The sequence below is a fragment of the Corynebacterium meitnerae genome (assembly GCF_027570075.1).
GTDB classification, from domain to species: Bacteria; Actinomycetota; Actinomycetes; order Mycobacteriales; family Mycobacteriaceae; genus Corynebacterium; species Corynebacterium meitnerae.
This window is the reverse complement of sequence record NZ_JAKMUS010000002.1, coordinates 1-21,966: the sequence shown is the minus strand read 5'-3', so window position 1 is coordinate 21,966 and position 21,966 is coordinate 1. Positions and strand designations below refer to the sequence as shown.

Annotated in this window: 20 protein-coding genes and 1 other RNA gene; 8 read left to right on the top strand and 13 right to left on the bottom strand. The window is 62.4% G+C overall.

The window, feature by feature from the left end; all coding sequences use genetic code 11:
• Positions 1-87 precede the first annotated feature (87 nt).
• Positions 88-870: a hypothetical protein gene (locus tag L8U60_RS01650; RefSeq protein WP_269964656.1), complete on the top strand. Its 783-nt coding sequence runs from the start codon at positions 88-90 to the stop codon at positions 868-870.
• Here L8U60_RS01650 and L8U60_RS01645 read toward each other — a convergent pair.
• Both L8U60_RS01645 and L8U60_RS01640 read right to left on the bottom strand, forming a co-directional pair.
• Positions 857-1,462 carry a glycoside hydrolase family 25 protein gene (locus L8U60_RS01645; RefSeq protein WP_269964655.1) on the bottom strand — a complete coding sequence of 202 codons (606 nt, stop codon included), beginning with the start codon at positions 1,460-1,462 and terminating at the stop codon, positions 857-859. The genes L8U60_RS01650 and L8U60_RS01645 overlap by 14 nt on opposite strands.
• Entirely contained in the window at positions 1,459-1,986 is a 528-nt protein-coding gene (locus tag L8U60_RS01640) for an NUDIX hydrolase (RefSeq protein WP_269964654.1), read from the bottom strand. The genes L8U60_RS01645 and L8U60_RS01640 overlap by 4 nt, the downstream gene beginning before the upstream one ends.
• A 49-nt stretch (positions 1,987-2,035) precedes the next feature.
• Between L8U60_RS01640 and L8U60_RS01635 the strand changes: the two genes are divergently transcribed.
• The 3 genes from L8U60_RS01635 (at position 2,036) to L8U60_RS01625 (ending at position 4,980) form a co-directional block, all read left to right on the top strand.
• Positions 2,036-2,764, top strand: coding sequence for a hypothetical protein (locus L8U60_RS01635; protein ID WP_269964653.1), 729 nt, complete (start codon positions 2,036-2,038; stop codon positions 2,762-2,764).
• 64 nt (positions 2,765-2,828) lie between these two features.
• Complete coding sequence (locus L8U60_RS01630) at positions 2,829-3,641, top strand: hypothetical protein (protein WP_269964652.1); 813 nt, start codon at positions 2,829-2,831, stop codon at positions 3,639-3,641.
• A gap of 247 nt (positions 3,642-3,888) precedes the next feature.
• Positions 3,889-4,980 carry an HNH endonuclease signature motif containing protein gene (locus L8U60_RS01625; RefSeq protein ID WP_269964651.1) on the top strand — a complete coding sequence of 364 codons (1,092 nt, stop codon included), beginning with the start codon at positions 3,889-3,891 and terminating at the stop codon, positions 4,978-4,980.
• Positions 4,981-5,125: 145 nt separating this feature from the next.
• On the opposite strand, the gene L8U60_RS01620 is transcribed toward L8U60_RS01625, so the two are convergent.
• The 5 genes from L8U60_RS01620 to L8U60_RS01600 form a co-directional block, all read right to left on the bottom strand.
• Positions 5,126-6,094, bottom strand: a complete 969-nt coding sequence (locus L8U60_RS01620) for a trypsin-like serine protease (protein ID WP_269964650.1) — start codon at positions 6,092-6,094, stop codon at positions 5,126-5,128.
• 18 nt (positions 6,095-6,112) lie between these two features.
• Positions 6,113-6,247, bottom strand: a complete 135-nt coding sequence (locus L8U60_RS01615) for a hypothetical protein (RefSeq protein WP_269964649.1) — start codon at positions 6,245-6,247, stop codon at positions 6,113-6,115.
• Positions 6,248-6,273: 26 nt separating this feature from the next.
• Positions 6,274-7,734, bottom strand: coding sequence for a threonine synthase (gene thrC, locus L8U60_RS01610; RefSeq protein ID WP_269964648.1), 1,461 nt, complete (start codon positions 7,732-7,734; stop codon positions 6,274-6,276).
• Between the two features lie 74 nt (positions 7,735-7,808).
• Positions 7,809-10,868 (bottom strand): bifunctional [glutamine synthetase] adenylyltransferase/[glutamine synthetase]-adenylyl-L-tyrosine phosphorylase, encoded by a 3,060-nt coding sequence (locus L8U60_RS01605; RefSeq protein ID WP_269964647.1) that lies wholly within the window; start codon positions 10,866-10,868, stop codon positions 7,809-7,811.
• 11 nt (positions 10,869-10,879) lie between these two features.
• Positions 10,880-12,205, bottom strand: a complete 1,326-nt coding sequence (locus L8U60_RS01600; RefSeq protein ID WP_269964646.1) for a glutamine synthetase family protein — start codon at positions 12,203-12,205, stop codon at positions 10,880-10,882.
• Positions 12,206-12,342: 137 nt separating this feature from the next.
• Here L8U60_RS01600 and L8U60_RS01595 point away from each other — a divergent pair, with 137 nt between their 5' ends.
• The gene (locus L8U60_RS01595; RefSeq protein WP_269964645.1) at positions 12,343-13,914 is read left to right on the top strand and encodes a CYTH and CHAD domain-containing protein; all 1,572 of its coding nucleotides are present in this window, start codon (positions 12,343-12,345) and stop codon (positions 13,912-13,914) included.
• 8 nt (positions 13,915-13,922) lie between these two features.
• Here L8U60_RS01595 and L8U60_RS01590 read toward each other — a convergent pair whose 3' ends face one another.
• On the bottom strand, positions 13,923-14,129 hold the full coding sequence (locus L8U60_RS01590; protein WP_269964644.1) for an SPOR domain-containing protein: 207 nt from the start codon (positions 14,127-14,129) through the stop codon (positions 13,923-13,925).
• Between the two features lie 112 nt (positions 14,130-14,241).
• Here L8U60_RS01590 and L8U60_RS01585 point away from each other — a divergent pair, with 112 nt between their 5' ends.
• Positions 14,242-15,498, top strand: a complete 1,257-nt coding sequence (locus L8U60_RS01585) for a galactokinase family protein (protein WP_269964643.1) — start codon at positions 14,242-14,244, stop codon at positions 15,496-15,498.
• Here the strand turns inward: L8U60_RS01585 and L8U60_RS01580 are convergent.
• From L8U60_RS01580 to L8U60_RS01560, 5 genes are all read right to left on the bottom strand, one after another.
• The gene (locus tag L8U60_RS01580; RefSeq protein WP_269964642.1) at positions 15,495-16,892 is read right to left on the bottom strand and encodes an RNB domain-containing ribonuclease; all 1,398 of its coding nucleotides are present in this window, start codon (positions 16,890-16,892) and stop codon (positions 15,495-15,497) included. The two genes, L8U60_RS01585 and L8U60_RS01580, sit on opposite strands and share 4 nt — an antisense overlap.
• 26 nt (positions 16,893-16,918) lie before the next feature.
• Positions 16,919-17,324, bottom strand: an RNA gene (gene rnpB, locus L8U60_RS01575) — RNase P RNA component class A.
• 34 nt (positions 17,325-17,358) lie between these two features.
• Positions 17,359-18,483, bottom strand: a complete 1,125-nt coding sequence (locus tag L8U60_RS01570) for a bifunctional RNase H/acid phosphatase (protein WP_269964641.1) — start codon at positions 18,481-18,483, stop codon at positions 17,359-17,361.
• A 3-nt stretch (positions 18,484-18,486) separates the two neighbouring features.
• Positions 18,487-19,164, bottom strand: a complete 678-nt coding sequence (locus tag L8U60_RS01565) for a zinc ribbon domain-containing protein (RefSeq protein WP_269964640.1) — start codon at positions 19,162-19,164, stop codon at positions 18,487-18,489.
• Positions 19,165-19,178: 14 nt separating this feature from the next.
• Complete coding sequence (locus L8U60_RS01560) at positions 19,179-20,321, bottom strand: Nif3-like dinuclear metal center hexameric protein (RefSeq protein WP_269964639.1); 1,143 nt, start codon at positions 20,319-20,321, stop codon at positions 19,179-19,181.
• An 85-nt stretch (positions 20,322-20,406) separates the two neighbouring features.
• Here L8U60_RS01560 and L8U60_RS01555 point away from each other — a divergent pair, with 85 nt between their 5' ends.
• A complete protein-coding gene (locus L8U60_RS01555; protein WP_269964638.1) occupies positions 20,407-20,874 on the top strand; it encodes a low molecular weight protein-tyrosine-phosphatase in 468 nt (155 codons plus the stop codon).
• A 5-nt stretch (positions 20,875-20,879) separates the two neighbouring features.
• Complete coding sequence (locus L8U60_RS01550) at positions 20,880-21,812, top strand: SURF1 family cytochrome oxidase biogenesis protein (RefSeq protein ID WP_269964637.1); 933 nt, start codon at positions 20,880-20,882, stop codon at positions 21,810-21,812.
• Positions 21,813-21,966: the final 154 nt, after the last annotated feature.

The following is a 21,966-nucleotide window of genomic DNA, read 5'->3' as shown; positions in this document are numbered from 1 at the left end:
ACGCCATCCGAGCCACACCTTCCGAGTGATCCGGTGCTACGGTATTCCCAGCTTTATACCCGTGGGAATACAGAGTGAAAGGCCAGCATGACCAATCCGAATTCACCTCAGCCGTCCTCCTATGACTGGGGTGCGCCGCAGCAGCAGCAACCCCAGCAGCAACAGCAGCAGTTCTACCCGCCCATGCGGCCACCACACATGGCCCCATTCCCCGTGGTGCCGACGGTGGTGTACTCGGTGCTGCTGCTGATGACGTTCATTTCGAGCTTCCTCTCCGTCATCACCCTGCGCATCACGGGTTCGACCGTTGCGAGTTTGTACACCAGCGGTTCTTCCTTCTGGGATGCGCTGTTGGGTGAGGCCTCGAGCTCCATCGACAGCCTTGGCTCCGTCAACGGCACGATTAACTGGTGGGGTGGTCTCGGAATTCATGGCAAGGGCCTTGGCTCCGTGGTTGGAAACTTCCGTGAGGAGATCTTCGACGAAATCGGTGGCGCTTTCACTGGTCTGAAGGTTCTGCTGGTCCTCATCACCCTGATTGTGCTGGCGCTTCTGATTACCACTGTTGTGATGTGTGCGCTTCGCCGTGTCAAGAACGCCGCGGTCTTTGGCATCGTCGTTGCCGTTGTCCAGTTCTTCGCGCTCCTGGGCGCACTGGTCACCGGTGTGTTCGGTGACGCCGGCATGATGGATTACGCCTCCGTGTCCATGGGCGCGGGCTTCTGGTTCTGGACTCTGCTGTTCATCGGTGGCCTGGGCTACAGCATTTACCTGCTGCGTTCCATCAAGGCGCCGGCCAACGTGTTCGTATCCCAGCCAGGTCAGCCGGGCCCCTACTTCCCGCCGCAGCCGAACCCTAACGTGCGTTAATATCCACGCGGTACCCCGCCACCGTGGCTTTCGACCCGAACTGCCACATGGCGGGTTTTTGTTTGCCCACATTGCCCGGCCACGCGTGGGTTCCGGGGAAGATGTCGGCGGGTACCCCTTCGGGGTCAGCGCCGTAGCTCGCCACCCAGAGAGCCCCAAATTCACGGGTGTCAGCGCCGAACATTCGCCAGCGCCAGTACCGGGGGTAGGTGTACACGCCTCGCACGTCGATCCCGGCCGCACGGAAACGGTCCCGTGCTTCGCGGATGTGGGACAGACTCAAGCCCGCCGGGGTTTCACAATCCAGCCAGATCGGACGCGCCCATGGACTGCCCGCGCCACCCATGACGTCCACGGCTGTTTCGACCTGTGCAGCGATCGTCGTGCCTTCATCTGGGTTGCGGAGGTAGTGGTAGGCCTCGGTGGGGATGGTGGCGGACAGGGCGTCGTCGACATGCGAACGATACGTGCGGTCACGATACGTGCCGTCCGTGGTGCGCACGACGGCGAACTCGATGCCCTCGGCGGCGGCGCGCACGAGACTGATCCCGTCTTGGTGCTCACTGACGTCGATGCCGAAGCGGACGGTCATGAGCGCTTGGCAAACCCCATGCGCGGTGTGAAATTGGCGGGGTGCTTGCGCTGCGCGATCGCATCGGCGATGACCAGACGCCACTTCGGGTCGGTGACAGGCATGTGGGCGATGGAAAACCAGCCGACATCAGTCGATTCATCATCGGCGACAAACGGCACCGCGGAAGGATCATTCGCTTCCAGCCGGATAGCCACGGACATGTAGGAGGCGTTATCACCATTCGCATGAACCACCGGCCCAATCGCACCGACACCCAGCAGCGCCGCCGGGGTCACGTCCAGGCCAGTTTCTTCCTTCACCTCGCGCGCGGCCGCGTGGTGGGGCTCCTCCCCCGGGTCACAGATACCCGTCACGGGTGTCCACGCGCCGTTGTCCGCGCGCTGCACCAGGAGCACTTCGGGCACCGCCCACGGGGAATCATCAGTTGAGTCCCGCAGGACAATGGCGGAGACAGCAGGGATCCACATCAAATCCGTACCAATCTTCTTACGGGTTTCCACGATGAACTCTGGGATAGGCATGCGCCGAGTCTACGTGGACAAGCGTGCGTGAACTAAAGTCATGGGCACAATGAGCACGCACCCCACTGAATCCGCACAGCCACGCAGGCTGCCTACCGCCGCGTTCATCGTGGGTTTTGGCGCCCTGTTCATCATCTGCGTGGTCTTGGCGGCCGGTTTGTTCAACTATGAGTCAGGCGCCACCACGACGAGCACAAGTCACAGTACCTCGCGTGCGCCGCGTCCGGCTCCTCCGTCGACAAGCTTGGAGCAGGTCAACTCTTCTGTGCGCACCCACTTGATTGCGAATGCCCAATCGACGCGCACGTACACGGGCATCGCGCTCACCGGCGAGCTCACCGAGGCTGCGGTGCTTGATACAACCGAGGTCAGCGGGCACATCAGCCGTCTGCTCGAGCAAAACTGCCTGGATTCCGTCGGGCTGCGCACGCCTGAGAACACGCGCGTCACGTTTACAGGCTTTTGCTTTTCGACGCTCCCCCCTTCCACCCTCCAACCCCTCCTCGACCTCGCCCTGGCGAACAACGCTGATGCCATCGATTTCTCCCAGCACCCCATGCTCGGCCAGCAAAACACTGTGGCGATGACGTGGTTTGTCACGCGCGGCTCCCAGGTCGCTGAACTGCAGAAAACCTGGGAGCAGCTCCGTCGACCGGATCCGATTGAGAAGATTGACCTGTACGCCTACACCTCCGATGAGGCCTTCCGCGTGACCAAGTCCCGCGGCCATGCTGATACCTCGCTGACCGAACCAGTAGTGGGAACCAACATCCCCTAACCCTGCACACACGCTGCTTTCCGTTACGCTGGTCACTGTTGTTTTCAACCGTGGAAAGGGCATCATGACTCAACCGAACAATCCCAATCCGTATGGCGGGCAGCAGCCACAACAGCCGCAGCCGAACCAGCAGTGGGCTGGTCAGCCGCAGTGGGGCGCACCGCAGCAGCCACGACAGCCCAAGTCGCACCCGGCATGGCCGACGTGGTTCATGCTTGGTTTCTTCCTGCTGAGCTTCCTCACCAGCTTCCTTGCTGTTGGCCGTATCAAGGCAGGCTTCGAAGGTTTCGCATCCATCAATGGTTCGTTGAACTGGTGGGGTGCAGTCAGCGCTAAGGGAACCGGTTTGGGAGCCCTCATCCAGGACGAGGTGAAGGACGCCGTTGGTGGCGGTAGTTTCCTGCTCGGCCTGAGCACCGTCGTGGTTCTCGGCTGCTACATCGCCGCTACCGTTCTGCTCTTCCTGAGCAAGGAGAAGCTCGGCGCCATCCTCGGTGTAGTCGCTTCCGGTTTCCAGGCCCTGGCCATTCTCATCTTCTTCATCCGCATCGTCGGCGAAGCCACTGCTTCCTTCGGTGCCGGCTGGTGGTTCTGGTTCCTCAACGTCCTCGTTGCCCTCCCCTTCTGCATCTTCCTACTGGTGAAGGGCCGCGGTGCCCTTGAACAGCAGTACTCCAAGGCCAAGCACTCCATGCAGGAAGCTCAGCAGCGCAAGGCTGCACAAAACTTCCAGCAGCAGCACCAGCAGCAGAATTTCCCGCAGCCGGGCCAGCCTGGTCAACCACAGCAGTTCCAGCAGCCCCAGCCGCCTCAGCAGCCTGGCCAGCCGGGCCAGTGGGGAGCTCCGAACCAGGACAAAGGCCCAGCACAGAACTAACACCGCATTCTCAGTGACAGCCCGCGAGCGACACACCGCTTGCGGGCTTTTTCAGACCGCCCGGTTTGGTTCCACGGAAAGTCCCTGAAACTTTTTTTGGATTTCGCGGGAACCGGCCTGTTCTTGCTGGTCATCCGCCTGAGTCTCTTGCTCCAGCGCGCGCCGCCTGTGGATAGATTTTTGGGTTATCCACAGGTTTTTGGGGCCCTTCTCGCGCGTTGTTGCGTTTCGGTTTAGCGTGCATGGCATGAACGCATTCGGATCACTGGTAGCGGGTTTAACAAACCCGATCGAGACCCTGGCAGACTTTGATGCCCAGGTACTCCTCGATGCTGGCTGCAGCCCTGCCCGTGTTCGCGAATTAGTAAAAGTCCACACGGCCTACTACGGCAAAACGAAGTTCACCCGTAAGCAAGCAAACGCGATCAAGGTGGCACGCTCGACGAAGAAGTCGATGGATCAACTTGCCTACATCGAAGGTCGCCTCGTTGGGGTCACCGACCCCGCCGAGAAGTGGGACTTACGGCTTGCCCTGTTGTCTGTTCCGGGCAATTACGACACGCTGAAGCACCGTGCCAAGGACATCGTGCCCGAAGTGGATAAGCCTGCTCCGGAACCAACAGTCCGGTATGGTCGCTCGAATAAGAAGAGGCGTCCTGTGACCATCATGGCGCTGGAAGAAGACGCTGCAGCTATTGAGTTCGCGACACGCCAAAACCTCACTGATGGTCCTGCCGGCCCGCAGATGTACGAAAAGCTCATGACCATCCTGGGCCTGCGCCCCGACGCTGAGGATGACGCACCTGCTGGTATTGCCCCGGCTGTGCCCCGCCCCTTGGTCCTTATCCCGTTGGAGGAGCACATCACAATCATGAAAGGTGACGGCGACGAAGTCATCCTGGGGCTCACCGATGGCACCACCATGACCGGTGCCGAGTTTTTGGCCCAGAACTTTGGGGACGTCCTCGAAGTAGCAATGTTCCACCCCCAAGAAGGCCCCGTCAACCTCTATGACACGCAACGTTTCGCGAATCAGAAGCAGCGCGACCTAGCCCGGGCCACAATGCCCACCTGTCCGGTACCAGACTGTAGGCACGCAGCGGATAACTGCGAAGTCCACCACATCACAGCATGGTCGAGGGGCGGACTGACCAACATGGACAACCTGGCGATGCTGTGCCGGTACCACAACAGAACCAATGATGATGACCCCACCAAACCCCACCACGGCCGAGTGGAGAACATCCGCGGCGCCCCGATGTGGAGATCACCCCGCGGATACCTCATCCCGAACACAGTCCACCCCTTCGGAGCAATGACACTCCTGTACGGGCGGTAAGCGACACCTCTTGCCGAAAGCCAGCGACAGCTGGTCTTTCGGTGTGCCCGTTTGACTATGGCGACCCGTTCGGAACAAAACCGCAGGTCGCGGATCGGTGGAAGGTGCGATAGTCAAACCGGATAGTCAACGCCGAAAACGGCAGCTACCAGTTCTGCTCTTCGAACTGAGCGTCGGGGACGACACGGTTGATCACGCCCATGACTTGCTCGTAGTTGGAGTAGGACATGAGCTTCGTGTGTGAATCGGGGAGATCGCAGGGCTCGTCGGCACGGCCGGCTTCAGTGCCGGAGACAACACCGATGACGGTGGCGCGGCCATTGATCTCATGGAACACAGGCCCGCCGGAATCACCGGGTGAGGCACACAGGTTGCCAATGTCGCCGTAGGTTTCACGCTCATTGTCCGTCTCTGTGCGGATGAGCTGAACACGGCCGCTGGCGTCAAAGACACCGCAGGTGTACCCGGTAGTGCCGCCTGTTTTGCAGATGGGATCGTTGGGGGCCAGGGTGCCGCCGAAGATGGCGGTGGGGATTGGGTCACCAACAAGATCCATGTAGCGGTTCGGATCGGTGATCTCGATGATGCCTACGTCTACCCCATCGTTGCCCTCGCTATACAGGCCCGAGTAGATGAAGCGGCCAGCCTCCACGGCGTAGTCTGCTGCGGTTTCGGCTGAAGGAGGCCACACAAGATCATCTTCTTTGCCACAGTGGCCGGCGGTGACAGCGTAATTGCGGCCATCGGCACCGCTGAAACTAAACGCCACGGTGCAGGACTGTGCGGTGAAGGATTCGCCGGGCTGCGGGTAGTGGTCAACAGTTTGTATCTTGGTGCCCGGTGCCCAGAGGGCAAAGGTGGGTACCTTCACCAGCGTGGCTGCGTTGGGGTCGTCAGGTGCCTCCCCCGGTGTCTGCACGCCCTCACGCTGTTGGCGTTCCTCCATGGTGAGGGTGGGCTGCTGGGATGTGGTCAATCCGAGATAGACGACCGACGCCACAACAAAGCTCACGATGACCACGAGGGCAGCCCACAGGCCCGCACCAGCCCCGTGGGACGGGCGCGGGTCATCGTGCGGAGCGTACGGCGCCGGCGGTAATTGCGGATACGTCACTGGAAGAGGAGCCTGAGCCTAGGACTCAGCGGTTTCGTCGCCGGAACCTTCGTCCTCTTTGTCCATCTCGCTCTGAATCTTCAGATCACGGATGAACTTCTCCGGGTCGAACTCGACGTAGTGCTCGGGGCCAGCGAATTGTTCCTGTGCCATGGGGGTGCTCCTTACTTGATCACTACTCAGTCAGTCGTGGTGGCATTGCCGGTCTTGCTGGCAATGTACTCTTTGACTACCTGCGCATCGTTGGGCATGTCCACCACGTGGCGGTCAGCGTCCATGATGCCAGCGAAACGTTCCGGAACGTCCGGTTCCTGGCCAGTTGCCTCAATGATCGTCTCCGAGAACTTCACCGGCAGCGCAGTCTCCAGAACCACAATCGGGGTATCCACCTGATCCTTCAGGCCGCGGGCAACAAAGACGCCGTCAGCTGTGTGCGGGTCGACGAGGGTGGACTGGTTAGCGTGGGTGTCTCGAATCGTCGAAATGCGATCAGCGTGCGTAGAACTCCCTGACAGGAAGCCGTAGTGGTCGCGGATGTGTGCCATGACATCGTCGTCAAGCTCAAAGCCCCCGGCTTTCACCTGCACGCCGAAGAGGTCCTTGGTCTGCGCGGCATCGCGCTCGAGCACATCGAAGATGAAACGCTCGAAGTTGGATGCGCGGGAGATGTCCATCGACGGAGAGGACGTCGCCTGCGTTTCCTCAGAGGAACGCGGGCGGTACTGGCCCGTGCTGAAGAACTCGTGGAGCACGTCATTCTCGTTCGTCGCCACAATAAGCTTATCGACGGGCAACCCCATCTGCTTCACAATATGCCCAGCGCAAATGTCTCCGAAATTGCCGGTGGGAACGCAGAAGGACACCTGCTGCGGCTGCTCCCCCGGAGCAGGAGGCGACGTGATCTTGAGGTAGGAGGAAATGTAGTAGATCGTCTGCGCGAGCAGGCGTGCCCAGTTAATGGAGTTCACAGCGCCGATGTGGTGCTTGGACTTGAACGCAGCGTCGGCGTTGACTTCTTTGACGACGTCCTGGCAGTCGTCGAAAACGCCATCGAGCGCGATGTTGAAGATGTTCGGCTCATTCAGACCAAACATCTGCGCCTGCTGGAACGGGGTCATGCGGCCAGCTGGGGTGAGCATGAACACGTTGATGTTGTCGCGGCCACGCATGGCGTACTCCGCGGACGAACCCGTATCGCCGGAGGTGGCGCCCAAAATGTTGAGGGTTTCCTCCCGGCGCGCGAGCTCAAACTCAAAGAGCTCGCCGAGCAGCTGCATGGCCATGTCCTTGAACGCAGCGGTCGGGCCTTCGGACAGGTGGGCGAGGTAAATGCCGTCCTCGAGCTCGCTGACGGGGACGATCTCCTCGGTGCTGAACACCGGGGTGCGGTAAGCGGCGGCGGTGAGCTGCTCAACCTTGGCCGGTGGGATGTCGTTGACAAAAAGCTTGACCACCTCGGCGGCCAGTGCCGGGTATCCACCTTCGGCGAGCACACCGCGCCACTCGGCGAGTTTCTCTTCCGTGATGCGCGGGTACGCAACCGGCACGTACAACCCTCCATCCGGTGCTAGGCCAGACAACAGGATGTCGGTGAATCGGTGCGGGGTCTTGGTCGTATCACGCGTTGAGATGTAATCCACCCCTAGGAGTCTAGCGTGCGTGGATCACACCTTCGGCCATACCGCCCCCCGGAGTAAGCCAGGGCTAGTCAGACTCAGTCATACTCAAAGGACGGCTCTTCACCCCAGAACACTTCCTCCACCACGCGGTGCGCCCGGCGCGTGACTTTCAGGTAGTGGTCGAGGAACGCTTGTGCATCATGCGGGTCATACCCCGCGGCACCGGCGACCTGGTTGAGCTGAGCACCAGGACCAGGTAGTTGATCAGTGCGTTTACCCGTGACCAGGACGAGCGCGTTGCGTGCTGCTGTGGCCAGCAACCAGGCATCCATGAGCGTGCGTGCCTGCGCGGGGTCGATGATGTCAGCGGCCGCGTCGGTGACCAGGAAGTCCAGGACCTCCAGCGTGGAGGTGTTGTGCAGTTCCGGGTAGGTATCCGCGTGCATCATGGTGAGCAACTGCACGGTCCACTCGATATCCGTCAAGGCACCACGACCGAGTTTGGTGTGGGTGGCGCGGTCCGCGTTGCGGGGCAGGCGCTCGTTGTCCACGCGGGCTTTGATGCGGCGGATCTCCCGGATCTCTGCCTCGGTGGCACCCCCAGCCGGGTAGCGGAACGGGTCAATGCTGTGGAGGAATTCCTCCCCCACCTCCGCATCACCGGCAATGTAGGTGGCGCGCAGTAGTGCCTGCTGCTCCCATACCTCGCCCCACTCTTGGTAGTAGCGCTTATACGAAGCAATGGTGCGTACAACGGGGCCGGACCGCCCCTCGGGCCGCAGACCCAGATCCACTTCCAGCGGTGGGTCATCCGAAGGCTTGGACAGGCGCTTGCGTAGTTGGTCAATGATCTTGGCGGCCCACGCCAGCGCTTCTACTTCATCTACGCCTTCGCTTGGCTCAGCCACGATCATCACGTCCGCGTCTGAGCCGTAGCCCAGTTCCGCCCCACCGAGGCGACCCATGCCAATGACGGCGATGCGGGCCAGTGGCTCTTCGACGCCGCGCTCAAGCAGATCAGCGCGCACCTCGGCCCGCAGGCCGGCTTCCAACACGGCATTCCACACCCACGACAGCTGGTCACAGACCTCGCGGACATTCATCATGCCCAGCAAATCAGCTGAAGCAATGCGGGCCAGCTCCGCCCGTCGCAGGGATCGAGCAACGCTCACCGCCTTATCGGGGTCCGCATGGCGTTTCGACGCCGCGATCAGCGCCTTGTACACCCGGTCCGGCTCGGGGTCGAGGAGTTTCGGCTGCGTTGCGCCATCGCCAAGCTGCTTCACCACATCGGGTGCGGAAATGATGAGGTTCGCCGCATACGGGGACGTGCCCAGGATGTGCATGAGGCGTTCGCCGACCACGCCTTCGTCGCGAAGCATGCGCAAGAACCACGAACGATCCTGCGCCGCATCCGACAGCTTGCGGTAGTTGAGCAGACCGGCATCCGGATCCGCGGTCTCCCCCAGCCACACCAGCAGCGTGGGCAAAAGAATCGCCTGCAGCTTCGCCTTGCGGGAAGTGCCTTTCACCAGCGCGGACAGGTGCTGGTATGCGCGCGCCGGGTGCGTGTAGCCCAGCGCCTTAAGCTGCGAGACTGCCGCATCCTTGCTGAGCGACGCCTCCCCCACACTCATCCCCGCAATCGAATTCAGCAGCGGGCGGTAGAACAACCGCGAGTGCAGGTCCGAGATCTTCTTGCGCTCCACCTTCAGGCGGGCATCCATCTCATCCACCGCAGACAACGTCGGCGAGGAAATGAAGCCGGAGGTCAGCGCCAGCCAACGGCGATTCGCAGCATCATCATCTTCCGGCAACGTGTGCGTGCGCCGGAAGCGATGAAGTTGGAGGCGGTGTTCCAGCAGCCGCAAGAACTCATATGCCTCGATGAGGTGCACGGCATCTTCGCGGCCGATGTAACCGCCATCGGAGAGGGCCTGGATGGACTCGATGGTGTTTTTGGTGCGCAGGGTGGCGTCGATACGCCCATGCACGAGCTGCAGGAGCTGCACCGCAAATTCCACATCGCGCAGGCCTCCCTGGCCGAGCTTGAGCTCACGCGCGCGCATGTCCTCCGGCACATTCGACAGCACGCGGCGACGCATTGCCTGCACGTCTTCGACGAAGGAATCGCGCTGGGAGGACTCCCACACCATCGGCTTCAGCTTCTCGCGGTACGCCTGCCCCAGCTCCATGTCACCCGTCATCGGGCGGGCCTTGAGCAGCGCCTGGAACTCCCAGGTTTCGGCCCAGCGCTTGTAGTACTTCTCATGGGATTCGAGAGTGCGCACCAGCGCGCCGGACTTGCCTTCCGGCCGCAGGTTCGGGTCCACGTCGAAGAAGGCAGCAGTGCCTATCGACGTAAACTCGCTAGCAATCTTCGTCGCCTGCGCATCCGCCGGCTCCGCGACAAAAATGACGTCGACGTCTGAGATGTAGTTCAGCTCCCGCGCACCACACTTGCCCATGGCGATGACAGCGAGCGTGCCATTCATCGGCTCATCCCCACACACCGAACGCACCGCGACGGACAGCGCGGCTGTCAGCGCGGCATCCGCGATGGTGGTGAGCAACTCCGTGACCTCGCTGTAGCCTAAGACCGGCTGATCAGCGCCGTATCCCTTGAACGCGGAATAGGTGCCAGCCAGATCCGCCGCGGCAACGCGCATGACCAAAGTGCGGTAGGTGCTCTTCAACGCCTTCTTCGCATCAAGGCCCGTGATGGCTGCGCGGTACGTACCCGGCCGATCCAAGTCTGTCGTTGCGGTGGGGTCCTCCGGCTCCGGCTGCGCATGAACCGCCCCCAGCATGATCTGGAAGATCTCGCTCGTGGTGGGCAGTGGCTCCGCCAGCAGCTTCCATTCCTCTGGGTGGGCCACCAAGTGGTCGCCCAGCGCAGTAGACCCGCCCAGCAGGGCGAAGAGGCGGACGCGTAAGACCTCATCGCTGATAAGCGCTTGGCGCAGCTCCTCGTACTGATCCCCCAGGGCCTCGGCCAGGCGGAACGCCGTGTTCAGCGTGTTATCCGGATTGCCCGAGCCGCCTAGGGTGTACAGCACATCATCATCGCTCCAGCCCAACCGCTCCAGATCCTCGGCGGCTGTCTTCCCGGTCAACGCCAACTGTGCCGGCGACGGAGACTTCTTACGCGCCATCTTTCCCCCCCTTAGAGGTTGAGGTTGTTAGCCAGTTCCCACGGGGTGATCTGATCCTCGTAGGCATGCCACTCATCCCACTTGGAGCGCAGGAAGAATTCAAAGACCTGCTCGCCCAAGACCTCCGCCATGAACTCGGATTTCTCCAGTGCACGCAGGGCCTCATCGAGGGAGCCCGGCAGATCCTTGTACCCCATCGCGCGTCGCTCGCGCCGGGTGAGTGCAAACACGTCGTCCACCGCGGGCTCACCAAGCTCGAGGCCCTTGTCAATGCCATCCAGCCCGGCCGCGAAGATCGCCGCGAAAGCCAGGTACGGGTTGGCGGCGGAGTCGATGGTGCGGACCTCGATGCGTCGAGAAGCACTCTTGTGCAGGCGATACGTGGGCACCCGCACCATCGCGGAACGGTTAGACACGCCCCACGTTGCCGCGGTCGGCGCTTCCGACCCGAACTGCAGGCGCTTGTACGAGTTCACCCACTGGTTGGTCACCGCGGAGATCTCATTCGCGTGCTCGATCACTCCCGCGATGAACTGGCGGGCGGTGGTGGACAGCGAGTACTCATCATCCGGATCGTGGAACGCATTCTCCTCACCTTCAAAGAGGGAGAAGTGCGTGTGCATCGCCGAACCGTTGTGCTCGCGGAAAGGCTTGGGCATAAACGTTGCCAGAATGCCGTTGGCCTCCGCCACTGTCTTCACCACGTAGCGGAACGCGATGATGTTATCCGCCATTGTCAGCGCATCCGTATGCCGCAGATCAATCTCCTGCTGCCCCGGCGAGCCCTCATGGTGGGAGAACTCTGTAGCAATGCCCATGTATTCAAGCGCTGAAATTGCTTGTCTGCGGAACCGCGGCGCCGCATTCTGCTTCGCCTGATCGAAATAGCCGCCATCGTCTACCGGCCGGGGATCCTCCCCACCGGTCAGGGCATAGAACTCAATCTCCGGGCTGGCCACGCACTCAAAGCCGGCCTCCGCCGCCTTGTTCAGCTGACGGCGCAGCACCTGGCGCGGGTCCGCGTACAGCGGCTTGCCGTCCGGCATGGAGATGTCACAGAACATGCGCGCCGTTTGCAGCCCATCGTCTGCGTCGAAAGGCAACGGCTGGAACGTGGAGGGGTCCGGCAGCAGCAGCGTGTCCGACTCGGAGACACGGGAGAACCCTTCGATGGACGAGCCATCGAAGCCAACACCTTCATCAAACGCTGTTTCCAATTCGGCCGGCGACATCATCACTGTCTTCAGCGCCCCGAACAAGTCGGTGAACCACAGACGGATGAAGCGGATATCCCGCTCTTCGACCTCGCGCAGGACGTTTTCTTGTTGGCTGTTCATGCCTTCCCAATGTAGTTCCGGCGTGGGAGGAAGTGTGGATGTGCCACCGCTTTTGCCCCCGCTGATGCGCCTCGTGTGCGGAGTAAACTGTGTGGTGAGCCCCCACACCCCGCAAGAACAGAAGGACGCACATTCCCATGAGCTCCGAAAGCTACCTTGAGGCCCTTGAGGTTGAGGCCAAGTTTGCCGTCGATGAAGCAACTGCTGTTCCGGACCTCACCCAGCTCACTGCTGCTGAATCTCTCAGCGAGCCAGCCCACCACAGCCTGTCAGCCATCTACCACGACACAGCCGATCTGCGCCTGACCCGGGCGAAGATCACTCTGCGACGCCGCACCGGCGGTAAGGATGACGGGTGGCACATCAAACTGCCCGCCGATATTGGGCGGACGGAGCTCCACGCACCGTTGGGTGATGCTGATACCCCGCCGGAGCAGCTACTCAGCGCGGTGCGCGCAATCGTGCGCGATGAGCCGCTTATCCCCATCGCGCAGGTGGATAACAAGCGCATGGAGGTCAATATCCTCAACGCCGATGGCGTGGCTATCGCCGAGTTTTGCGACGATCACGTTACCGCCGAGTCCTTCCTGCCCGGTGGCCAGCAGACCACCTGGCGCGAGTGGGAGGTGGAACTCACCTCCGCTGTGAATGAGACCCTAGGCGGCGCTGCACTCTTGCACGAGGCCACCTCTTTGTTGTTGAACGAGGGCGCACGCGAAGCAGAGTTCCCCTCCAAGCTCGCAACAGCCTTGGGCGATTCAGTGAATGACGCCCCAGCCCCACCCCACATGGACACGTCGGTGTTTGAGCAGCTCGCGCCCGATTCCCCGGTCCGCGTCGTCGTTGAGGCGCTGCGCGCTCAGCGCAACAAGCTCGTAGACCACGATCCGAAGGTGCGCTTGGATGAGCCGGATTCGGTCCACCAGATGCGCGTGGCCACCCGTGAGATGCGCAGCCTCCTGTCTACCTTCGAGGGGATCCTCGATCAATCACAGGTGCGGCCCCTCGAAGCCGAGCTGAAGCAGCTCGCTGATTTGCTGGGGGCTGCCCGCGATGCGGAGGTCATCGAGGAACGCCTGCTGACGCAGCTCGACGCCGACGATTCCGGCATGGTCGACCCCATCGCCGCCGAGCACATCCGCAGCACCATGCGCCGCAAGTACGAGCGCGCCCACAAGCGCATCGTGAAGGCCCTCGATTCGCCGCGCTATGTGCAGCTTCTCGACGATGTCGATGCCCTCCTCGCCACCCCTCCCCTCTCTGGCACCGAGGATGGCAGCCCGGCCGACATCCTCTTTGAGCACCTGTCCGCGGCGTATGCGAAGGTGCTCACCCGGCTTGAGCGGGCTACCGATGCAGCTCCCACCTGGCAGGACCGAGCGGAGTCTCTCCACGACGTGCGCAAGGCCGTGAAGAAACTGCGCTACTGCGCCGTGGCCGCCCAGGCTTCTGACCTGGACACAAAGAAGTTGACCAAGGCCTGCGCCAAGGCCCAAGACATCCTCGGCGAGTACCAAGATTCCGTGGCGACCCGCCAGCGCTTAGACAAGCTCACCGCGCGTGCACGCCGCCACGGTGAGGACACATTCACCTACGGCATGCTCTACCAGCACGAAATCGAGCGCGGTGACAAGGCGTTGAAGAAGTACCCGAAGGCGCTCGCGAAGGTGCAGAAGGCCTTCAAGAAGCTAGGCCCGAAAAAGGACTAGTCGCGGGGTTACTTGTCCCACGAGGCGGGTTCGCCCCAGTCATCATCCGCCTCGTCTTGGGCTTCGGCCTGCTTGTTGCGCTCGGCGACCTTTTCCAGGGCGCGCTCGGCTTCTTCGCGGGTGTCGTAGGGGCCCATGCGGTTATCCCAGGAGGTTTCTTTCCCTTGGGTGACCTCGTGGGTGGTGGGGTCAAAATAGAATTTCTCGTCTGCCATTGTCCGCTCCTTACTTGTCGCGGGCATCCCCCGCGTACTTCACCCCAAAGGCTACATGGGGCGTTGGTACTGTTGTGGCTGTAATTTGAAGCCGAGCAGAAGGACGTCATCCATGCCTGTGTGGACCGCACCGCAGACCCCCGCCGCCACCCGCGTGGAGGAGCTGCACCGGAGTGTCACGGGAAATGCTCCACACCATGTCGCCAGTGCGCCGGGCACGTTCATGGTGATCGGTGAGAATGCGGACCACTTTGGTGGTGTCACCGTCGTGGGGTTGGCGGGTGTGCGCGCCGCTGTGGCGGTGAGCCCGCGGACTGACAAGACGATCGCGGTGCACGCGGATTTTGCTGGCCAGGACATCACTGGTGAGGTGGAAACAGCCCAGTTGGCGCAGCTAAGTGATTCCGCCTTTAGTTCTTTTGCCGCTGAGGAAGAACCGGCACCGCAGGCCGAACCGCCTCATGGTGTGGCTGTCCGCCTCGGCGGTGTGGTGCACACCTTGATCGGGCGCCAGATGCTCTCCCGCGACACGGCGGGGCTAGACATCACGGTGGTTTCGGACATCCCGTTGGGTTCGGGGCTAGGCGCGCTGCACGCAACGGACGCGGCGCTGTGCTTGGCACTGCTCGCCGAGGATGCGGATATTGATACCGCTCCCCTGCGCACCCGCCTGGCAGAAATCTCGTCCCAGTCCGCGAAGACATTCTCTGATGTGCCGGTGCTGCGTGCCCGTCACTCGGCTGCGCTGCGCGGGTCGAGTGAGAAGGTATCCGTTATCGATTATGCCGATGGTTCCTTGACCCAGGCACCGCACCCGGCGCGTGAAGGGGTGCGGATCGTTGCGGTGGGGGCAGGGTTTGGGGAGGCATTCGTCGATAAGGCTGAATCCGTATCAAAGGGCCGCGAGTTCATCGATGAGGCCTGCGCGAATTTCGGGGTGTCCTCCCTGCGTCAGCTGCCGGATGCGGCTGAGCGCGTGGTGGAGTGGGTTGATGCCCGCCACCAGGTGCACGGCATGGATTCCGCACCGTCGTTGGATGCGGCGCGCGCGTGGGTGGCGTTCAGTGAGACGGAGACGAACCAGTCCGCACTCGCCGCGAAGGCGCTGCGTTCTATGCATGGGGATGATTTCTTTGCCATCATCGGCACCCCCGCCCAGACCCCTGGTCTTCCTGTGCCGGACCAGCTGGTGGAATTGCTCACGCTACGCGGTGTGCGCGCAGCCCGTCCGGCAGCAGCCGGAATGTCACAGGCGGTCATCGCGTATGTGCCGGAGAAGTCCGCGGACAATCTGATCGCGGATCTGGCTGCAGATGGCCTCGCCGTCCTGGAGATCACCCAGGGAACGCCAGCACAGGTGGAGAGCTAGTCCGCCGGCCAGGCAAACAGCACCTCACGCTCCTGCGGGTTGGCGTGGATGAGGGAGAGCATCGTCTCCGTTGCTTCCGCCGGCTGGCCTGAGCATTCAGCCAGCACCGGCGGGTCCAGGATGAACACGCGGGCGGTATCTGCCTTTTCATTCGTCTGCATGATTACGGCCTGGAAGTTGTGCCCCACCCACGGCTGCAGCACGGTGGCCTCCGTGAGGTTGAGGCAGGCCCGATCCACGGTGCTTGCCAGCTGATTCGTGCGCATCATGGTTTTCAGCACCGTCGGCGCATCATCGCTCACCCACTGCGGGATCTCAGATCCAGTGCTCAGCGCGAGACACACTTCCGTGGCATAGCGGTCCACCAGGCGGCGCAACGGCGCGGTCACGTGCGAGTAGTAGCCGCCAATACCAGCGTGGACCTCGGGGTCCTTCTTGGACAGATCCACGTAGCCTGCACCGCGCAGAAGCTTCTGGGCTTCGCGCATGATGGCCATGCCGCGCGGGGTATCCGCGTCGACGGTGTGCAAGAAGGAGCCAATGTCGCTGTCGTGGTCCAGCGCGTAGCCCAGCGCCCACGCTTCCGAGCGGAAGACGCGTTCAGCGCTTTCTTCCGCCGGTCGCAGGGTGCGCAGAAAGCCCGTGCCTGCCGCCTGCATCATCTGCCCCGCCGCCATACCGGTGAGCAGGGAGATCTCCGAGTTGTAGTCCATCACTTTGTGGCGCGGCTCGATGATGAGCTCGTACTCATCGCCCTCGCCTTCCCGCACACGCACGGATGGCACGCGCAGGTTGATTGCTTTTCTGCGCAACGAAGACGCCGCCCGCAACTCCCCCACTTCCGGCAACAGCTCAATCGAGGAATGCAGCTGCCCCGCCTCAAGGTCCGCCTGCACACCGTCATAATCCAAGCGCGCCACCGAATGCACCATCGCGCGGACAAGGTCCACGGACTCAATCTCACCATCCGAGTCCAGGTCGAAGGTCCACAGCACAGCTGGCCTATCGACGTCCGCCAGCAGCGATGCCGCCCCCTCACTCAACTCCTCCGGATGCAACCGCGCGGGTTCATCCGGCAGGTACATCGTCTGCCCACGCATGAGCGATTCCCGGTGAATCACGTCCCCCGGCTCAATGAACGCGGCTACATCCGCGATGGCGTAGTGGACGCGGAAACCGTCACTCCGACGTTCGATGGCCACTGCCTGGTCAAGGTCCTTCGAGCCTGCGGGGTCGATGGTGACGAGGGGGATGGAGCGGGCGTCGATACGCACATCGGCGTACCTGTCCGTGGCACTCGCAGCTGCCTCGTGCAACTCAGGCGCGAAATCCGTGGGCACCTTGAACTCTTCGGCGATCGGGCGGAAATCAAGCGGCGCTGCGTAAAGCTTCATGTCGGCCAATTCTGGCAGAAACTGGGCGAGTGAGTCGGCCTATGAGCCGGATTCTGTCTCTCCACGTGAACCACGTGGAGGTGGTGATCATCCATCTAGGGCGACCATTACTGGGCACCTCAAGCAGCTACCTTCGGACTTAGCGGGCCGCCTTAACATCCGACAACCGCTGCCATAAAGGCAGCGGCTCTTGCCTTGCTCCCGGTGGGGTTTACCTGGCCGGCTGTGTCACCACCGCCGCCGGTGCGCTCTTACCGCACCCTTTCACCCTTACCCGGTTGCCCGGGCGGTCTACTCTCTGTTGCACTTTCCCGCGGGTTGCCCCGGGTTGCCGTTAACAACCACCGTGCCCTGTGGAGTCCGGACTTTCCTCGACCCCTGCCTGCCCACATACGTGGCGGTACAGGACGCCGCGATCACCCGGCCGACTCACTCGCAGCCAGTAACTGTACTCCGCGCGGGCCGGTTAGCGGAAGTGAGCGACGTCATTGACGCAGCGCACCACGCCCATCTCCCCATAAAACTCAATGATGGAGATGGAGGCGAGGTCTAAGAACACGTGGCTAAACGTATTCGGGCCGGATTCCAGCGCCTGCCGGATGACGGACTTGATAGGGCTCATGTGGGTGACCACCAGGACCGTTTCGCCCTGGTACTCCTCCTGGAGCTTCAGCCGGGCGCGGGTGATGCGGCGGTGCAGGGTGCTCAGAGATTCCCCGTTCGGCGGTGCCTGCATAGGGCTGGACTGCCACTCAGCGAATTCCTCCGGGTACTTCTCCTGCGCTTCATCCTTGGTGAGGCCCTCGAAGTCGCCGAAGTCCACTTCCCGGAAGCCGTCCACGGTGACAATGTCCTCAGGCGCAACGCCGAGAGCCTCCGCACACGCGCTCGCCGTCTCCTGGGTGCGCTTGGCGGGGGACGTAATGATGCGATCGATCTGCCCCAGCTTGGCCACGGCCTCTGCTGCCCGGCGCGCCTGCTTCCAGCCCAGCTCAGTCAGTTGTGGGTCGGAGGAGCCGCTGTAGCACTTCTCCGCGGAATGCTCCGTCTGGCCATGACGCAGCAGCACAAAGCGTGTGCGCGGTGCATCCGTGCCGTGCCAGTGGGCGGGGCTGGCAACCTCGTGGCTCTTTTTCTCCAGTTTCTCAGGCTTCTGGCCAGTATCGATGATCCCCGGCTTCGCACCCTTCGCGGCGGCATCCATGGCCACGTTGGACAGCTCATCGGCCTTCTTGTTCTTCTCCCGCGGCACCCAGTTGTAGGACACACTCTGGAAACCCTTCGCCAGGTCGCGGGCCTCCAGCGCCAACTTCTTCATGTCTGGGTGCTTGATCTTCCACCGGCCGGACATCTGCTCCACGACGAGTTTGGAGTCCATGAAGACCTCCACGTCCGTCGCCCCCAGATCCCGCGCTGCTTCAAGGCCACGGAGCAGGCCGTGGTACTCAGCCACGTTGTTGGAGGCATCCTGGCCAACGACGTAGGCGATTTCGGCGAGGGTGGTGCCGGAGGCGTCGAAAAGCACACTACCTGAACCCGCAACCCCCGGATTCCCGCGGGAACCACCGTCGGTGTAGATCGTGATTTTCATGCGCTACTCGCTGTCGCGCACGAGCAACGTGCCACAATTCGGGCACGTGGGCAGCTCATCAGCCGGGGTGGCCAGCACCTCATTGCGCTCAGCCGGCGGCAGCTGAATGAAGCAAGAACCGCACGTGCGGCCGTTGAAGTGCGCAGCACCCACCGTGGCGTACACACCCAGAATGGAGGCTGGCAGCTGCGCGCGCAGCTCGTCGGTGTCCACCGGCTCCTTCTCCGGCAGCGCATCCACCGCGCGCTGTGCGGCCTCGATCTTGCGGTCCAGCTCATCCAGCTTCGCGCCATGCACGTCACGGTTGTTGCGCAGGGCCTTGACTTCACCGTGCGCCTCCTTAAGTTCGTAGAGGAGGTCAGCGATGCGGGACTTCGCCGCATAACGGTCATGCTCCAAATCCTTACGACGCTCCGGATCCGTCTCTGCCATCAACTGCCGCTTGTCATCCAGCTCGCGCTTCTTCAGCTTGCGCTCATCCTCCTGGATACGCAGGATCTCTGCCTCCAGATCATCCACAGCAAGCTGCGCGGCCGCAGACGCATTCACCAGGCCGGGGCGCTTCTTCAACAGCTCCGCCAGCTCCTGCTCCTCCGGGGAGGTCGGAGCCGGGTTCGCCGCGCTACGCTCCGCCACAGCGAGAGCGAGCAGGGTGCGCTGCTTATCAATGTCCAACTGCATGGGGGTCAAACTCCTTACTTATCGGCGTGCGCAGAGATCGTCCACGGATCCGTGCGCAGGGAGATGATCTCTGTTTGTACATCCGGGTAGGCCGCGGCCACAACTTCGCTGGCCTGCGTGGTCCACGGGAACTCGCTGGCCCAGTGCGCGGTGTCAATGACGGCCGGGCCGCCGGCGCGCAGGTGCTCATCCACCGGATGGTGGCGCAGATCTGACGTGACGTACACATCCACCCCCAGGCGAGCCACATCCGCCAGGAAACTATCACCGGACCCCGACGACACAGCGACCTTCTTCACCATCTGATCCGGGTCACCCGCGGCGCGCACGCCCCACTCTGTGACCGGCAAGGCGTTGGCCACCTGCTGGGTGAACTCACGCAAAGTCATCGCCTCCGGCAGCTCACCCACGCGGCCCAAACCGGTGGCGGTGTTGATGTCCCCGGTGTACTCCATCGTGACCACATCAAACGCCGGCTCCTCATACGGGTGTACCTCACGCAGCACGCTGACCAGCTGCGTACGCAGCCTTGTCGGCGCGACGAACTGCACGCGCGTTTCCTTCGCCGTGTAGTACTCCCCCACCGAACCGTCCGTGGGATCCGCCCCGTCCTCCGGGGTGAAGCCGCCGGAACCATCCCACGCGAAGCTGCAGTTGGAGTAGTTGCCGATGGAGCCTGCGCCAGCGTCGAAAAGCGCCTCCATCACGCGACGCGAATACGCGGCGGGCACGTGCACGCCCCACAGATCCGTCGTGTTGGGATCCACCACCTTGATCGGGCGACCCGCCGTGATGCCCACCAGCTCAGCAAGCTTGTCAGACACACCCGGCCGTGCCGAATCCGCATTCGTGTGCGCCGCAAACAGCGCGCATCCACCGCGCACCAGCGTGTGGATGACCTTGCCCTTCGGCGTGTTCGCCGCCACCGAGGTCACCCCGCGCATCAACAGCGGGTGGTGCACAACCAGCAGGTCCGCACCCAATTCCACCGCACGATCCGCCACCGCCTGCGTGCAATCAAGCGCGAAGGCCACCTTAGATACCTTCTCCGCAGGGTCACCGCAGATCAGCCCCACCGCATCCCAGGATTCCGCGAGGTTCGACGGGTACGCCTCCTCCAACGCGGCAACAATATCGCCGACAGTCCGTTCAGTCATGCACCCAAGTCTAAGGGACGCGTTGCCCGCGCCCGGCCCCGCTGTCATGCTGGGTGTCACCTACACGTCCTTTAAAGGAGGCCCCATGATCCACATCGATTTCGTGTGCACAGGCAACATTTGCCGCTCCCCCATGGCGGAAGTGATCATTCGCCAGAAGCTTATCGACGCCTCCCTTGACCACGCCGTCCACGTCACCTCCTCCGGTATCGGTGGCTGGCACGTGGGCAACCCCGCTGATAGCCGGGCTGTGGCCGAACTTGCCGCGGCGGGTTATGACGGCTCCACTCACCGCGCCGCGCAGTTTGGCGGCTCGCGCATGGATGCCGATCTGATCGTGGCACTAGATACCCGCCATGTCTCCGAACTCGTGGCCCGGGGTGTGCCCGAAGATCGGATCCGCCTGCTGCGGTCCTTTGATCCTGCTTCCCCGTCAGGTGCTGGTGTGGAGGACCCGTATTACGGCGGCCCCGAAGGATTCACTGTTACCCGCCAGCAGATCGAAGCGGCTGCCGACGGCATTCTGGACTGGGTCCGCGAGCGGGTAGAGTAAGCGCCGTGACCACCTCGAACAGCCAGACCTCGCAACCACTGTGGAAGTCCTTTCTGAACCCCGGCTGGGCCATCGCTGCCATTCTGGCCATCGCTTTCTCCTGGTTTGCCATCACCTGGTTGTCCCCGTGGCAGCTGAACAAAGACCACGACATCAAAGAGCGGAACCAGCGGATTGAGGCGGCGTTCGAGGCGGACCCCGTTGATGTGAGCACCATTCTTGCCTCGGGATACACCCCGTCAAAGGAATGGACACGCGTGACCATGACCGGGCACTACAACCCAGACAGTGAAATCCTTCTGCGCCTGCGCCCGGTGGACGGCACGCCAGCTTTCCAATCACTCGTGGCCTTCACCTTGGACTCCGGCGATACGATCCTGGTCAACCGCGGCTGGGTCCCCGCCGCTGAGGGTGGCACCCGCGTCCCTCCTTTGGACCCAGTGCCCACCGGCAACACCACCCTGTCAGCGATGCTGCGCACCTCCGACCCCGCCACGGGGACTGCACCGCTTGAGGACCAAGGCTTCACGATGGTCCAAGCCATCGACACCGCCCACATCGCCGAGCTCACCTCCCAAGACCTGGTCAGCCCCTACGCGCAGCTGCTTTCGGACCAACCCGGTGTGCTCAACCCCATCCCGCTGCCCATGCTCGACCGCGGAAACCACCTCTCCTACGGGCTGCAGTGGATCGCCTTCGGCATCATGGCCCCCGCCGGACTGGCCTACTTCATCTACTCCGAGATTCGGGAACGCCGCCGCTACCGCGACGAGCAGCGTGAGATGGAGTCCCTGACCAGCACCTCGGGTGACTCCGCTGCTGGCCCACCCGATGAGTCCGCGCCGTCTACTACCCCCGCTCCGGCTGCCCCTGCTCGAGCACGCTACGGCCAGTCCCGCAAGAACCCGTGGGCGGAAAAGGGCCCCAAGGGGTTCTAGCCTCTAAGATCCTCTGAGATCGCGCCTCCCCTGTGTAAAATTTTACCTTGCAGCGGTAACTACTCCCTGACAGAAATCCACTACCAGGGGTTTTGTTGGGGCCGATTTTCGGCGATGTAATTTTTTACACAGCCGACCGGGGCTAAGCGACAAA